General features: G+C 69.9%; 12 protein-coding genes. 9 read left to right on the plus strand and 3 right to left on the minus strand.

Annotated features, from left to right (window positions below):
- Positions 1–100: 100 nt before the first annotated feature.
- From ACWPXE_RS05775 to ACWPXE_RS05790, 4 genes are all read left to right on the plus strand, one after another.
- Positions 101–877, plus strand: a complete 777-nt coding sequence (locus ACWPXE_RS05775) for a cyclic nucleotide-binding domain-containing protein (RefSeq protein WP_454017043.1) — start codon at positions 101–103, stop codon at positions 875–877.
- Positions 874–1,563 carry a ribonuclease HII gene (locus ACWPXE_RS05780; protein WP_454017044.1) on the plus strand — a complete coding sequence of 230 codons (690 nt, stop codon included), beginning with the start codon at positions 874–876 and terminating at the stop codon, positions 1,561–1,563. Before ACWPXE_RS05775 ends, ACWPXE_RS05780 begins: the two co-directional genes overlap by 4 nt.
- A 90-nt stretch (positions 1,564–1,653) precedes the next feature.
- Positions 1,654–2,739, plus strand: a complete 1,086-nt coding sequence (locus ACWPXE_RS05785) for a site-specific DNA-methyltransferase (protein WP_145627156.1) — start codon at positions 1,654–1,656, stop codon at positions 2,737–2,739.
- Between the two features lie 133 nt (positions 2,740–2,872).
- On the plus strand, positions 2,873–3,256 hold the full coding sequence (locus ACWPXE_RS05790) for a dihydroneopterin aldolase (protein ID WP_040134860.1): 384 nt from the start codon (positions 2,873–2,875) through the stop codon (positions 3,254–3,256).
- A 4-nt stretch (positions 3,257–3,260) separates the two neighbouring features.
- On the opposite strand, the gene ACWPXE_RS05795 is transcribed toward ACWPXE_RS05790, so the two are convergent.
- The 3 genes from ACWPXE_RS05795 to mutY form a co-directional block, all read right to left on the minus strand.
- Entirely contained in the window at positions 3,261–5,756 is a 2,496-nt protein-coding gene (locus ACWPXE_RS05795; protein WP_454017045.1) for a sensor histidine kinase, read from the minus strand.
- A 158-nt stretch (positions 5,757–5,914) separates the two neighbouring features.
- Positions 5,915–6,676, minus strand: coding sequence for a DUF1194 domain-containing protein (locus ACWPXE_RS05800; RefSeq protein ID WP_454017046.1), 762 nt, complete (start codon positions 6,674–6,676; stop codon positions 5,915–5,917).
- Positions 6,677–6,714: 38 nt separating this feature from the next.
- Complete coding sequence (gene mutY / locus ACWPXE_RS05805; RefSeq protein WP_454017047.1) at positions 6,715–7,797, minus strand: A/G-specific adenine glycosylase; 1,083 nt, start codon at positions 7,795–7,797, stop codon at positions 6,715–6,717.
- Positions 7,798–7,953: 156 nt separating this feature from the next.
- Here mutY and ACWPXE_RS05810 point away from each other — a divergent pair, with 156 nt between their 5' ends.
- From ACWPXE_RS05810 to ACWPXE_RS05830, 5 genes are all read left to right on the plus strand, one after another.
- A complete protein-coding gene (locus tag ACWPXE_RS05810) occupies positions 7,954–8,433 on the plus strand; it encodes a DUF721 domain-containing protein (RefSeq protein WP_014198352.1) in 480 nt (159 codons plus the stop codon).
- A 108-nt stretch (positions 8,434–8,541) separates the two neighbouring features.
- Positions 8,542–9,225 carry a DsbA family protein gene (locus ACWPXE_RS05815; protein ID WP_454017048.1) on the plus strand — a complete coding sequence of 228 codons (684 nt, stop codon included), beginning with the start codon at positions 8,542–8,544 and terminating at the stop codon, positions 9,223–9,225.
- Between the two features lie 25 nt (positions 9,226–9,250).
- Positions 9,251–12,712: a chromosome segregation protein SMC gene (gene smc, locus ACWPXE_RS05820; protein WP_454017049.1), complete on the plus strand. Its 3,462-nt coding sequence runs from the start codon at positions 9,251–9,253 to the stop codon at positions 12,710–12,712.
- A 102-nt stretch (positions 12,713–12,814) separates the two neighbouring features.
- A complete protein-coding gene (locus ACWPXE_RS05825; RefSeq protein ID WP_454017050.1) occupies positions 12,815–14,011 on the plus strand; it encodes an NAD(P)/FAD-dependent oxidoreductase in 1,197 nt (398 codons plus the stop codon).
- A 26-nt stretch (positions 14,012–14,037) separates the two neighbouring features.
- Positions 14,038–14,499 carry a hypothetical protein gene (locus ACWPXE_RS05830; protein WP_454017051.1) on the plus strand — a complete coding sequence of 154 codons (462 nt, stop codon included), beginning with the start codon at positions 14,038–14,040 and terminating at the stop codon, positions 14,497–14,499.
- Positions 14,500–14,524 lie beyond the last annotated feature (25 nt).

A 14,524-nucleotide genomic window follows, 5' to 3' on the forward strand; every position in this document is an offset into this window, starting at 1 on the left:
GCCGCGTGAATTGGCCGCCGCAAATTCGCCTGAACCGGACCGGCATTCGCGCTAACCTGTACAAAACAGGGGCGCCCGGCCCGGAGCGATGGAACCGGTGATGACCAGACGCGGACCCGACCTTCCCACGCGGCGCATCGCCGCCGACACCGTGCTGATCCGCCAGGGCGAGGCCGGGGACTGCGCCTGGCTGATCCAGTCGGGCGAGTTGGAGGTTCTGCTGGACGGTCCGGACGGCCCGCGCCACCTGGGCACCGTCGGCGCCAACGCCATCGTCGGGGAGATGGCCCTGCTGGACGACGGACTGCGCAGCGCCACGGTGCGCGCCCTGACCACCGTCGAGGCGGTGGAACTGTCCCGCGGCACCTTCCGCGCGCTGCGCGGCCGCTGCCCGCCGCTGACCTCCTACCTGCTGGAAAGCCTCGTCGCCGCGATCCGCCGCAGCTACGGCCTGTCCCAGCCCGAGCGGCAGGAGGGCGGCGCCGCCATCCGCTCCTCCGATTCCTTCGCCACGGTGGCGGACCGCCGCATGTTCCGCCACGGCCACAGCTTCTTCCGCCAGGGGGACGAGGGAACGGCGGCCTACCTGATCCAGTCCGGCTCGGTCGGCGTTCGGCGCGACGGGACCGACCTCGGCGTGCTGGGGCCGGGACGCATCTTCGGGGAATTGGCTCTCCTCGCAAACCGGCCGCGCGCCGCCACCGTCGTTGCGCTGGAGGCCACGGTCTGCGAAATCATCCGCAAGGACCAGTTCGCCAAAGCCATCGAGACGATGCCGCCCATCCTGCGCTCGCTGACGCGCATCTACATCGAACAGCTGTCCGGCAGACGGCTCCTGCCCCACCACGCCGAACCCGCAAGAACCGACCCTCCATGACGCCCAAGACCACCACCAAAGCCGTCCGCGTCAAAACCGCCCGCCCGAAAGTTCCCCGCCCGCAGCCCGACTTGTCCTTCGAAACCGCGCTGGGCCAGGGGCGGCTGGTCTGCGGAATCGACGAGGTGGGGCGCGGCCCGCTCGCCGGCCCTGTGGTCACCGCCGCCGTGGTGCTGCCGACGGGCGGCCTGCCCGACGCGCTGGCCCGTGCCATCAACGACAGCAAGGCGCTGAGCCTGCGCGCCCGCGAGGCGCTGGAGCCGGAGATCCGCGCCCACGCCCTGGCCGTCGCGCTCGCCGAGGCGTCCGCGGCGGAAATCGACGCCCTCAACATCCACAAGGCCACGCTGCTGGCCATGAAGCGCGCCTACGAGGCGCTGCCCGGCGAGCCGCCCGCCGTCGCGCTGATCGACGGCAAGTTCAAGCCCGACCTGTCCTGCCTGATGGAAGCCATCGTCAAGGGCGACGGGCGCAGCCAGTCGATCGCGGCCGCCTCCATCGTCGCCAAGGTGGCGCGCGACCGCGAGATGATACGGCTGGCCGAGCTTCACCCGGAGTATGGCTGGGACCGCAACGCCGGCTACCCGACGCCGGAGCATCTGGAGGCGCTGCGCCGCCACGGCGTGACGCCCCACCACCGAGTCACTTTTGCACCAGTCCGCGCCCAAATCGAGCGGGCCGGCTGACCGCCGCGATTCCGGGATAAGAAATCAGTTGACGGCGACTCGGCGGCGAATCATTGTCCCAACGACTGATTCGCTGTTTTGGTTTCGTCAATGCTCCCCCTGAACAAAATTCTCGTGGGCGATTGCATCGCCCTCATGAATGAAATGCCGGCTGAATCGGTGGACCTTGTCTTTGCCGATCCGCCTTATAACCTCCAGCTGGGGGGCGAACTCTTGCGCCCGAACCACTCCCGTGTCGAAGGAGTGGAGGAGGACTGGGACAAGTTCGAGGATTTCGAGACCTACGACCGCTTCACGCGGGACTGGCTCGCCGCTGCCCGCCGCATCCTGAAGCCCGAGGGATCGTTGTGGGTGATCGGCAGCTACCACAACATCTTCCGTGTCGGCGCCACGCTGCAGAATCTGGGCTTCTGGATTCTGAACGACATCGTGTGGCGCAAGACCAACCCGATGCCGAACTTCCGCGGCACGCGCTTCGCCAACGCGCATGAGACCATGATCTGGGCCTCGCGCGAAAAGGACGCCCGCTACCGCTTCAACTACGACGCCATGAAGGCGCTGAACGACGACCTGCAGATGCGCAGCGACTGGCTGCTGCCGATCTGCAACGGCGCGGAGCGCCTGCGCGACGAGGACGGCCGCAAGGCCCACCCGACGCAGAAGCCGGAATCGCTTCTCTACCGCGTCATCCTGTCCTCCTCCCGCCCCGGCGACACGGTTCTGGACCCCTTCTTCGGCACCGGCACCACGGGTGCGGTGGCGAAGCGGCTGGGCCGCAACTGGATCGGGCTGGAGCGCGACCCGACCTACGCCAAGGCGGCCACCGCCCGCATCGAGGCGGTGGAGGAGGCGCCCGACGCCGCCGTTCTCGACACGCCGCCGAAGCGGTCGGCCCCGCGCATTCCCTTCGGCTGGGTGGTGGAGCGCGGCCTGCTGCGACCCGGCACGTCGCTGTTCGACCTGCGCCGCCGGGTGGTCGCCCGCGTGCGCGCCGACGGCACGCTGATCGGGGCCGGCCCGCGCGGCGAGCATCGCGGCTCCATCCATCAGGTGGGGGCCGCCATGGCCGGGCTGCCGGCCTGCAACGGCTGGACCTTCTGGCACTATGAGGACGGCGGCGACCTGCGCCCCATCGACGTGCTGCGCGAGCGCATCCGCTCCGAAGCCTCCGCCTGATCCCCGGCGCCGGACTGGAGACGGAGCGGCCGTTCACGCCGCCCCGTTCCCGCGAGTTCGGCATTGGAGCCCCTCATCAAGCGCCGCCCGCATGCCTTGGCAGGACGGGGACGGCGTGATAGGCGTGTCCGCCATGAACAAGCTCTTCGCCACCGTCACCGCTCCGGCGCCCCGTTCGGCCCCGGCGGCGCTTTCCACCCGTTGCTTCGTGCGCGATCTGGTCATGGATGCGTTGATCGGCGTCTATGCCCACGAACGGATCAAGCCGCAGCGCATCCGCCTGAGCCTCGACCTGGACGTCGTCGCCCCCGGCGTCACCGGCGAGGACATGGCGGCGGTGGTGAAGGGATTGGTCAGCCAGGGCCACGTCACCCTGATCGAAACGCTGGCCGAACGGATCGCCGAGCGCTGCCTGTCCGACGAGCGGATCGCCAGCGTCAAGGTGCGGGTGGAGAAGCTGGACGTGTTCCCGGACGCCGCCAGCGTCGGCGTCGAGATCGAACGCGCCCGCGCCTGACCCGTCAGGCGGGTTCCGTCTCCTCCACCGTCACGCGGCCGGCGGTGACGGCGGGCGGCGCCATGGGTGACGCGGTCAGCGGCAAATGGATGGTGAAGCGGCAGCCGGACCCCGGTTGTGACGCCACGGCGATGCGCCCGCCAAGTGTTCCCGTGACGATGTTGTAGACGATGTGCAGGCCGAGCCCACTGCCGCCTTCGGCGCGGCGCGTGGTGAAGAAGGGCTCGAAAATACGCTCGATCTGATCCGGCGGAATGCCGCGGCCATCGTCGGCGACGTCCAGCACGACGCTCCCCGCGCCGGCGGAGGACGGACCGCCGGTGCCAGCGGCGATGGTGATGGTCCCCGGCACGTCGGGCCGGAAGGCGTGCAGCAGCGCGTTGATGACCAGATTCGACACGACCTGCGACAGAGCGCCCGGATAGCTGTCCATGATCAACCCGTCCGGACAGTCCAGCGTCACCCGATGCCCGGTGCCTTTCAGCTGTGGGGCCAGACTGCCGAGCACGCCGTCCAGATAGCCGCGCAGTTCAAACGGCCGCCGCGCCTCCGACGTCTGGTCCACGGCCACCTGCTTGAAGCTCTGCACCAGCGCGCAGGCGCGCTCCAGATTGCCCAGGACGATGGAGGCCCCCTCCTCGATCCGGTCCACGAAGTCCTCCATGTCGCGGCGGCGCAGCTGGCCATCCGCCAGGCCGGCCCTGAACTGCCGCGCCTGCTCGGCGAGATGGCTGGCGGCGGTCACGCCGATTCCCACGGGCGTGTTGATCTCGTGCGCCACTCCAGCCACCAGTGCCCCCAGCGACGCCAGCTTCTCCGCCTGGACGAGGCTCCTTTGGGTCCTCCGGAGGTCGCGCAGCGCGCGCTCCGCCTCCTCCTTCGCGGCGACCAGCGCCTTTTCGGCGTATTTGCGAGCGGAGATGTCGTGAAGAGTCACGAAGAGCGATTCCACACCGTCGTGATCCATCGCCATTGCCGACAACACACCCCAGAAGGGACGCCCTTCGGCGGTTCTCAGCCGCGTCTCGACATCCGGCCGCCGTCCGCGGCGGAACACGCCATCGGCGAATCCCTGCCAATCAGCTGAAGTCTCCAGGAAATCCGGCATCGCGCGCTCCAGCAGGACGGTGCCCGTGGTTTCCAGAAGCTCCGCGGCGGAAGCGTTCGCGAACAGGATGCGCCCATCGCTACCCCGCGCGATGACGATGGGAAAGGGCGAGGACTGCAGAATGACGTTCAGCCGCCCTTCGCTCGCCCGCAAAGCCGCGGACTGGCGGTGCAGCGCGCCGATCGCCTCGGCGAACCGCTCCACCGCATTGCCGATGCGATCGAATTCCTCCAGCGAGGCCGGCGGCAAGGCCACCGTCTGCGGGCTCTTCTGCAAGGCGTGCAGAGTGTCGCTGACGCGCAGCACCGGAGCCACCACATGGCGGCGCAGCAGCGCCGTCACGATGACCAACAGCAGGATGGCCGCAGCGATTCCCGCCACCCCGGTCCACAACCCGCGCCAGCCATCGGCGACGATGCGGTCCGTCATCAGCAGGGTGGTCGCGGCGGCGTCGCTGGACAGGCTGTCGGCCAGCGTTCTCAGTTGACGATAAACGAGGTCGCCGTCCTGCCGAACCTGTGCCAGCACGGACAGGCGCCCGCGTTGCAGGTCGATCACCGTGCGCGCCGCCGCGAACCGGTCCAGAAGGATGGCAAGCCGGTTGGGTTGGACCGTCGGCCCCGTCCTCATGCTGGAGAGGCTGTCCAGCAAGGCTTGCTGGTTGCGCAGCAGCCCCATGACCTCGCTGTCCAGCAGCACGAGTTGCTGCGCCGTTTCACCGGCCGCCGCCTGCCCGTAGAGCCGGCGCAGATGGTACAGGTTGCTGAGGAAGGCATAGTCCTGGACCGCCTTGTCCGGCTCCGCCAGCAGCGCGGTGGCGCCGGCCAGCGCTTCGTCGACCCCGGCCAACTGCTCGCGGATGCTGGCGGACAGCGAGTCGATCAGGTTGGCGCGATGGTTGCTGCGCCGCACGGCGCTCAGCGCACGGTCGAGCTTGTCCAAGACGTCGGCATCGACCACCAGGGCGAACCGGCTGGCCAACGCCTCAGCCTCGTCCAGGGCGGCGGCGCGGCGGGCGTGGTCCCGGCTGTTGAGGATCACCTCGGCCAGCCGGCTCAGCTCGGCGGCGGTCAGGGCGTCGCGGTGCTGCGCGCCGGCGCGCGGCATGGTGACGTTGCGCGCCTCCTCCGCGATGCCGGCGATGCCGAGGAAGGCCGACCCGACCACCACCATCAGAGTCCCCAGCACCAGGACCACGGCGGCGGCCAGCATCATCGCCACAGCCTGCAGACGGGGTTTGCCCCCGGAGCGGTTGACCGCCCCAACCGTTGGAACGTCGCGAGAGGGACCGTTGGGAGGGGGAACCGCGCCATGGGCGTCGGCGCTCCCGGTGACCGGCGCGCCGGCCGCCGCCACGATATCGCCCGGCCCCACCGGCTTTCGATTGTCCATCCCACCATTCCAGCGCATCGCCCAGGACGCCACTCGCACGAAAAGACACTTCAAGCGATGCGCATGAATGGAGTTTTGCAAACAACGGTAAAGTAGCCCGATTTGGCCTCGTTCCTCCAGACGATTTTCCAAAATTCAGCGCCGTTGAGCGGCATTGCTCAAAAATTAGCTGCGGTGATAACCGAGCGCGGTGCAGGAAGAGCGGCGATTTCCTGGATGAGTTTTTGCCGGAGCGCTTCGACGAAGCTGCTGCGGTCCATTGCCGTTTTCACGAATCCATTCATGCCGCCGACGACATTCTCCTGATAATACTCTTCCAGCCACGGAAACTCGTCGAGGATGGCCAGGGCGTTGATGGTAATCCCCTGCCGCTCGACCCGGTCGCGCACACCCGCGGGGTCCGGACCGCTGTTGGAAAAGCCGTTCGAAACGATGTCGATGACCTTGCGCGCGGCGTCGAAGCCGTTGCCGGCGAACAGCTTCGCCGATTCGTCGATGGCGCTGCCCAGCGCCGTGGAATCCCCCTGAAAACCACGCGGCGACTTGTCGATCCGGTCCGCGAAGGCGGCCACCTCCTCCGCACTGGTCAGCGGAGTCCAGGGCACCAGGACGCGCAGGCTGTGCGGGCCTGAGAAGACCACTAGGGTCGCCGCAACGCCACCCGCGGTCACCGCGTCGCGGACGTCCGGATCGCGGAAGGCCGCGGCGTGGCCCTGCAACTGGAACTCCAGATCCCCATCGGTGATGGAGGCCGACCCGTCCACCGCCAAAACCAGTTCCAGGGCGACGCGACGCCCGGCGGGTGCCGGAACCTTCTTCGCCTTGGGCTCCGCCCGTTGGGGCAACTCCGCCCGCAGGGGGCCGGCAAGCCACGCGCCGGCCAGGAAGGCCGGCAGGGCCAGGATCGTCCGCCGCCTCATGTCGCTCCGTCCACCTTCCGTTTACGCGTGCGCCCCGTTTACGCGTGAGCCAGGGCGTGGCGCACCACCTTCATCATGACGGAAGGGAGGGCCTGCCCGCCCAGCCGGTCCACCGGAACCCACAGCCCCTCGGCCATCCGCCAGCCGTCGCCGGCCTTGGCCGCGACGACCTCAAGTTCAAGGTGAAAATGGCTGAAAGTATGGCGGACCACGCCCGGCAGGCGGCGCCAGGACAAATCCAGCGGCGCCGCCGCCGCAATCTCCGCATCGGTCGGCGCGTGGCCGGCCCAGGGGGTGGAGGGCACTTCGGTCATGCCGCCCAGCAGCCCCTCCTCCGCCCGGCGGCGCAGCAGAACGGCTCCCTCCGGGTTCAGCAGCCAGAAGGCCACGCCGCGCCGGGTCGGCTTGTCCGCCTTGGCGGCCTTGCGGGGAAGCTGCTCCTGGATGCCGGCGGCACGGGCGGCGCACCAGTCCGACCAGGGGCAGAGCATGCATTTCGGCTTGCGCGGCGTGCAGACCGTTGCGCCCAGATCCATCATCGCCTGGGCGTAGTCGCCGGGCCGCTCGTCCGGCGTCAGGAGGGCGGCCAGCGCGCGCAGCTTGGGCTTCACGCCGGGAAGCGGTTCCTCGACGGCGAACACGCGGGAAACCACCCGTTCCACATTGCCGTCCACCACCGTCGCCTTGTGGCCGAAGGCAATGGCGGTGATCGCCGCCGCGGTGTAGGCGCCGATGCCCGGCAGGTCCAGCAGAGCCACCTCCTTGTCGGGGAAGCGCCCCGCCCGCTCCGCCGCCACCACCTGCGCGCATTTGTGCAGGTTGCGCGCCCGCGCGTAGTAGCCGAGCCCGGCCCAGGCCACCAGAACGTCGTCCAGCGGTGCCGCCGCGAGGTCGCGTACCGTCGGCCAGCGCTCCGTGAAGGCGCGGAAATAGGGAGCCGCGGCGGGCACCGTGGTCTGCTGCAGCATGATCTCCGACAGCCAGACCCGGTAGGGGTCGGCGACCTCCCCCGGCTTGGCGCGCCAAGGCAGGTCGCGGCGGTTGTGATCGTACCAGGAGAGCAGCCGTGGGGCGGCGTCCCTGGGGGCACTCTTCGGGGCGGTGTGGGGAGGCGTCGTCATGGCGGCAAGACATAGGGCGAACCCAGGCACCGATAAAGGGCCGCCGATAAAGGCCTGCCGAGAAAGGAACACCCGCGGGCACGCTGGCGAAGTCCCGCCCGCTTGCGCTAGGGTGCGCGGACGATCACCAGGAAGCCCCGACCAGGAAGCCTTGACATGAACGGACCGCGGCGAATCGGCCAGACCGTCCCCGAGGTGGCCGGAAAGGCGCTGGGCAAGCGCGGGCTGGCCTTCGGCTCGCTCATCAACGACTGGCCGTCCATCGTCGGCCACCAGCTGAGCCTGCGCACCGCCCCCGACAAGCTGAGCTTCCCGCGCGGCAAGCGCGAGGACGCCGTCCTGCACATCCGCGCCATGGGCGCCATCGCGCTGGAGCTTCAGCATCTGGAACCGCAGATCGTGGAGCGGATCAACAGCTTCTTCGGCTACCGCGCGGTGGCGAAGATCAAGCTGATCCACGCCGCCCCGCTGACCATACAGAAGCCGACGGTGCGCCCGCGCGACCTGACCATGGATGAGGAATTGTCGGTGATGACCACCACCGCCACGGTGGAGGACGAGGAATTGCGGGCCACGCTGGAGCGCTTCGGGCGGTCGCTGCTGGCCCGCCCGCGTCCGGCGCCGCGCCGCCGCTAGCCGTCATGCGACCCCTTGGGGCAGGAGCCGGCTCGGGCTGGGCCATACTCTTGCCGCAAAAGGGGAGTTTCGATTATACCATCAACATCTGGTAGGGATGAGGCCAAAGTGAACCGCAACCTTTTGGGCATCGTTGCTCTGATCGCGGTCGGCATGACGCTGATCGTCGGGCTCGCCGTGGTCGGCTCCCGGCCGTCGAACGGGCAGACTCTGCCGGTGCAGACGGCTCCCGTGCAGACGGCGCAAGCTCCCGCCGCTTCCACGGCCGACCTGCTGGCCGACCGGGTGCTCGGCAACCCCAACGCGCCGGTGACGATCCTCGACTATTCGTCGATGACCTGCCCGCACTGCGCCGCCTTCCACACCGAGACGCTGCCGAAGATCAAGGAAGCCTACATCGACACCGGCAAGGCGAAGCTGATCTTCCGCGACTTCCCCTTCGATCAGGCGGCGCTGCGCGCCTCCATGCTGGCCCGCTGCGCCCCGGCGGAGCGCTACTACCCGCTGCTCGACGTGCTGTTCAAGAGCCAGGGCCAGTGGAGCCGCGCCGCCGACCCGGTCAAGGCGCTGGCCCAGTACGGCAAGCTCGCCGGCATGAGCGAGCAGGTGATCAACGCCTGCATGGCCAACCAGGCGCTCGCCGACGGCATCCTGCAGAGCCGGCTGGTCGGCCAGGACAAGTACAAGGTGGAGGCCACCCCGACCTTCGTCCTCAACGAGGGCGCGGCCACCATCAGCGGCGCGCAGTCCTTCGAGACCTTCGCCGCCGCCATCGACAAGCTGGTGAAGTAAGGACCGGGCAGAAGGCTTCGATCCCGTGCACTTCACGCGCCTCCGCCTGTCCGGCTTCAAGTCGTTCGTCGACGCCACCGATCTGGTGATCGAGCCGGGCATGACCGGCATCGTCGGCCCCAACGGCTGCGGCAAGTCGAATCTGGTGGAGGCGCTGCGCTGGGTGATGGGGGAAACCTCCGCCAAGCGGATGCGCGGCGACGACATGGACGACGTCATCTTCGGCGGCACGGCCAATCGTCCGGCGCGCAATCTGGGCGAGGTCGCCCTCCTCATCGACAACCGCACGCGCACCGCCCCCGCCGGCTTCAACGAGCACGACGAGCTGGAGGTGACGCGGCGGATCGAGCGGGGCAACGGCTCCGACTACCGCATCAACGGCAAGCTGGTGCGCGCCCGCGACGTCCAGCTCCTCTTCGCCGACAACGCCTCGGGCGCCGGCTCCCCGGCACTGGTCAGCCAGGGCAAGGTCGGCCAGATCATCAACGCCAAGCCGCAGGACCGCCGCATGCTGCTGGAGGAGGCGGCGGGCATCACCGGCCTGCACTCCCGCCGGCACGAGGCGGAGCTGCGGCTGCGGGCGGCCGAAGCCAACCTCATGCGCCTCGACGACGTGATCGGGGCCATGGACACCCAGCTTCAGAGCTTGAAGAAGCAGGCGCGGCAGGCCGCCCGCTACCGCAACCTGTCGGAGCAGATCCGCAAGGCGGAAGCGGTGCTTTGGCACCTGCGCTGGATTGCCCATGAAGGCGAGCTGGCCCGCGCCCGCGGCGCCTTCGCCAAGGCCGAGGGCGCGGTGCGGGAGCTGATGCTGGCGGTCACCCAGCTGACCACCCGCCGCACCGACGACGCTGCCGGGCTGCCGGAAAAGCGCCAAGCCGAAGCGGCGGCGGCGGCGGCCCTGCAACGGCTGATCATCGCCAAGGAACAGCTCGACGCCGAGGAGAAGCGCGTTGCCGAGCAGCAGCGCGCCCTGCTCTCCCGCCTTCAGCAGATCGCCGGCGACCTCGGCCGCGAGGAGGCGCTCGCCGCCGACGCCGGGGACGCCCTGGCCCGGCTGGAGGCCGAGCGCGACCGGCTTCTCGAAGCCCAGGCCGACGAGGAGATGCTGGAGGAGGCCGCGCGGGAGGCGCTGGCCGATGCGCGGGAGGCAGTGGACGCGCTCGACCGCGAATTGATCCGCCTGACCGAGCAGACCGCCGCCGACGAGGCGCGCCGCGCCGCCACCCAGCGGCAGGTCGCTGATTTTGAAACACGGGCCTCCGGGCTCGCCAAGCGCCTCGCTGAGCAGCAGGCGCAGCGCGACGCGCTGGAGCGCGAGATCGCTGCCCGCGCCGACGTGGCCGAGTCCGAGCTGGCCGTCGAGCTGGCCGAACAGCGGCTGGAGGACGCCCGCGAAGCCGCCGAACGTGCCGAGCGCGCCAAGACCGACGCCGAACCCGCCCAGGCCCGCGCCCGCGAGGCCCTGCAGGCCGCCGAATCCGCCCGTGCCAAGCTGAAGGCGGAGGAGAAGGCGCTGGCTGAACTTCTCTCCGCCGGAGCCGGTGACCTGTTTCCGCCGCTGGTCGATGCGGTGACCGTCGCTCCCGGATATGAGGGCGCCCTGGCCGCGGCGCTGGGCGACGCGCTGACCGCCCCCCTGGACGAGGCGGCTCCGGTCCACTGGCGCCACTTGCCGCCCTACCCCGATGCCGCTGCGCTGCCTGTCGGGACCGAAGCGCTGGCCGACCGCGTCCAGGGACCGGAGGCCGCCGCCCGTGCCCTGTCGCACATCGGCGTGGTCGCCGACGACGCGGCGGGTGCGGCTCTTGCCGCCGGCCTCGCCCCCGGCCAGACCCTGGTCAGCCGCGATGGCGGGGCATGGCGCTGGGACGGGCTGACCGTCCAGGCCGGCGCGCCGACCGCCGCCGCCGTCCGCCTGAAGCAGCGCAACCGCCTGAACGAGCTGCGCGGCGAGCTGGACCTCGCCGACGAGCGGCTGGAGGTCGCCCGCGATACCCTGGACGAGGCCAAGCGCGCCGTGGAGGAGGCCGCCCAGGCCGACCGCCGCGCCCGCGACGCGGTGCGCGACGCCTTCGCCGGGGTGACCACCGCCCGCGACCGCCACGCCAAGCTGGCCCGCGAGGCCGACGCCGCCGCGTCGAAGCTGGCGGCGGTGGTCGAAGGCATCGCGCGGCTGGACACCGACCGGCAGGAGGCCGAGGCCGCTCTGGAGGAGGCACGGGAGCTGCTGGACGCCCTGCCCGACCCGCGCGAGGGCCGCGACGCCGTCAACGACCGCCGCGCCACGCTCGCCGAGCACCGCGCCGTCCTCGCCGAGAAGCAGAACGCGCTGGATCGCCTGACCCGTGAGGCGCAGTCCCGCCGTCAGCGCTTGTCCGCCATCCAGCAGGACGTCGCCTCCTGGGGCACCCGCTCCGCCGGGGCTGGCGGACGCGTGGCCGAGTTGAAGCAGCGCGCCGCCGCCGCCGAAACAGACCTCGCCCAGTTGCAAAGCCGACCGGCGGCGATCGGGGCCGACCGGCAGGCCCTGCTCGGCCGGATCAGCGAGGCCGAGCGTGCCCGCAAGCGCGCCGCCGATGCCCTGGCCGATGCCGAGAACCGGCTGGCCGAGACCGAGAAGCTGCTGAAGCAGGCCGAGTCCGGTTTGGCCGACGCCCGCGAGGCCCGCGCCCACGCCGAGGCCGCCGTCTCCGCCGCTCTGCAGAACGGCCAATCCCTGACGGAGCGCATCGCCGAGCGGCTGAACTGCCGCCCCGAGCAGACCCGCGCCGCCGCCGACCTTCCTCCCGACGAGGCGATGCCCGACGTGGCGGTCGTGGAATCGCGCCTCGACAAGCTGACCCGCGAGCGGGAGAACATGGGTCCGGTCAATCTGCGCGCCGAGATCGAGGCGGCGGAACTGGAAACGCAGATCGGCACGCTGCAGACCGAGCGCGAGGATCTGGTCAGCGCCATCGCCCGCCTGCGCCAGGGCATCGCCAGCCTGAACCGCGAGGCGCGGGAGCGTCTGGTCGCCTCCTTCGACACGGTGAACCGCAACTTCCAGGAGCTGTTCATCCGCCTGTTCGGCGGCGGCAAGGCGCATCTGGAGCTGGTCAACGCCGAGGACCCGCTGCAGGCCGGGCTGGAGATCTACGCCAGCCCGCCGGGCAAGAAGCTTCAGGTGCTGTCGCTGCTGTCCGGCGGCGAGCAGGCCTTGACGGCGCTGTCGCTGCTGTTCGCCGTCTTCCGCTCCAACCCCGCCCCGATCTGCGTGCTGGACGAGGTCGACGCGCCGCTGGACGAAGCGAATGTCGGCCGCTTCTGCGATCTGGTGGAAGACATCGCGCGGGAGGGCAACACCCGATTCCTTCTCATCACCCACCACCGCCTGACCATGGCCCGCGTGGACCGGCTGTTCGGCGTGACCATGGTCGAACGGGGCGTGTCGCAGTTGGTCAGCGTGGACCTGCAGAAGGCCGAGGAATTGCGCGGGGCGGCGTAACCGGCTCCAATTCCCATTCTCTGGCTTTCACGGCTTCATTCCGCTCTCCCGGACGCATAAGATAAGGCGGATGAATGACCGGCCGGTCGCCGGAAAGGGAGAATGGACGTGGAACGGGTGGATTACCTGATCGTCGGCGGCGGCATGGCCGGCGCCTCGGCGGCCTATGAGCTGGCGGCGCACGGCAGCGTCGCCGTTCTGGAACGGGAGAGCCAGCCCGGCTACCACTCCACCGGACGGTCGGCGGCGCTCTACACCCAGACCTACGGGCATCCGGTGGTCCGTGCGCTGACGGTGGCGAGCTGGGATTTCTACACCAACCCGCCGCAGGGCTTTTCGGAACATCCCCTGCTGACTCCGCGCGGCGTCCTGCTGATCGGGCGCGCCGACCAGAGCGCTGCGCTGGACCGCGACTTTGCCGAAGGCCGCCGGCTGACCCCGACCGTGGAGCGCCTCGACCGCGCCCAGGCACTTGCCCGCGCCCCTTTCCTCAAGGCCGATTATGTGGATGGTGCGGTGTGGGAGCCGGCGGCCATGGACATGGACGTCCACGCCATCCACAGCGGCTATCTGCGCGGCTTGAAGGCGCGTGGCGGCCGGCTGGTGACCGACGCCGGAGTGACGGCGCTGGAGCGGCGCGACGGGATGTGGATCGCCTCGACCCCGGCGGGCGACTTCGCTGCCCCGGTGCTGGTCAACGCCGCTGGCGCCTGGGCCGATGTTCTGGCGGGGATGGCCGGGGCGCGCCCCGTCGGGCTGGTGCCGAAGCGGCGCACCGCCATCACCTTCGATCCCGTATTTGCCGATCCCGTGTTTGCCGATCCCGTGTTTGCCGATCCCGTGTCCGCCGACCCGGCGAACGGGGCGGGGCTCGCCGGCTGGCCCATGACCATCGATGTGGACGAGCAGTTCTACATGAAGCCGGAATCGGGCCGGCTGCTGCTCTCCCCCGCCGACGAGACGCCCGTAGAGCCCTGCGACGTTCAACCGGAGGAGTTGGACATCGCCGTCGCCATCGACCGCATGGAACAGGCGGTGCGGTTTTCCGTTCGACGTATCACGCACAAATGGGCGGGCCTGCGCAGCTTCGTCGCCGACAAGGTGATGGTGGTGGGCTACGACGAGTCCGCGGCCGGCTTCTTCTGGCTGGCCGGTCAGGGCGGCTACGGCATCCAGACGGCGCCGGCCATGGGCCGCACCGCGGCGGCCCTGGCGACCGGACGCGGCCTGCCGCCGGAGGTTGCGGCGCTCGGCGTGCGTGTGGAGGATCTGGCGCCGGCCCGGCTGCGGCGCCCCTGACGGGAGACACGGCGATGCGCGGTACGATGACGAGAATCGGTTGCGTTGCGGTTCTTCTGGTTGGCGGCCTTCTGGGCGGCTGCGCCAACCCGGCCGCCGATCAGGCGATGGTCGCGCAGAACGCGTTGGTCGGCATGCCGAAACAGACCCTGTTGTCCTGCGCCGGGGTTCCCGAACGCCAGGCCACCGCCGGAGACCTGGAATTCTTCACCTACCGCAGCAACCGTCTGATCTCCTACCCGGCCTGGGGTGGCTACGGCGGTTATTGGGGCTATCCCTACGGCGCCTGGGGCGGCTACGGCTACGACGTGACCAGCGTCGACTGCGAGGCCACCTTCACCCTGCGTAACGGCGCGGTGGAGCGCATTGTCTATGGCGGATCGTCCAGCGGCGGAAGCCGACTCGGCCAATGCTACGTGATCGTACAGAACTGCCTGGCGCAAGTCCCTTCCCAGTCCCCACAACCCTCCATGGCCCCAGCGCGGTAAGAGTTCCAGTCCATGCGACAACTCG

It is taken from the genome of Azospirillum sp. Marseille-Q6669 (genome assembly GCF_965111635.1).

Coding starts and splice junctions, on each gene's coding strand:
- ACWPXE_RS05775 (WP_454017043.1), top strand. CDS start 101: ATGACCAGACGCGGACCCGACCTTCCCACGCGGCGCATCGCCGCCGAC.
- ACWPXE_RS05780 (WP_454017044.1), top strand. CDS start 874: ATGACGCCCAAGACCACCACCAAAGCCGTCCGCGTCAAAACCGCCCGC.
- ACWPXE_RS05785 (WP_145627156.1), top strand. CDS start 1,654: ATGCTCCCCCTGAACAAAATTCTCGTGGGCGATTGCATCGCCCTCATG.
- ACWPXE_RS05790 (WP_040134860.1), top strand. CDS start 2,873: ATGAACAAGCTCTTCGCCACCGTCACCGCTCCGGCGCCCCGTTCGGCC.
- ACWPXE_RS05795 (WP_454017045.1), bottom strand. CDS start 5,756: ATGGACAATCGAAAGCCGGTGGGGCCGGGCGATATCGTGGCGGCGGCC.
- ACWPXE_RS05800 (WP_454017046.1), bottom strand. CDS start 6,676: ATGAGGCGGCGGACGATCCTGGCCCTGCCGGCCTTCCTGGCCGGCGCG.
- mutY (WP_454017047.1), bottom strand. CDS start 7,797: ATGACGACGCCTCCCCACACCGCCCCGAAGAGTGCCCCCAGGGACGCC.
- ACWPXE_RS05810 (WP_014198352.1), top strand. CDS start 7,954: ATGAACGGACCGCGGCGAATCGGCCAGACCGTCCCCGAGGTGGCCGGA.
- ACWPXE_RS05825 (WP_454017050.1), top strand. CDS start 12,815: ATGGACGTGGAACGGGTGGATTACCTGATCGTCGGCGGCGGCATGGCC.
- ACWPXE_RS05830 (WP_454017051.1), top strand. CDS start 14,038: ATGACGAGAATCGGTTGCGTTGCGGTTCTTCTGGTTGGCGGCCTTCTG.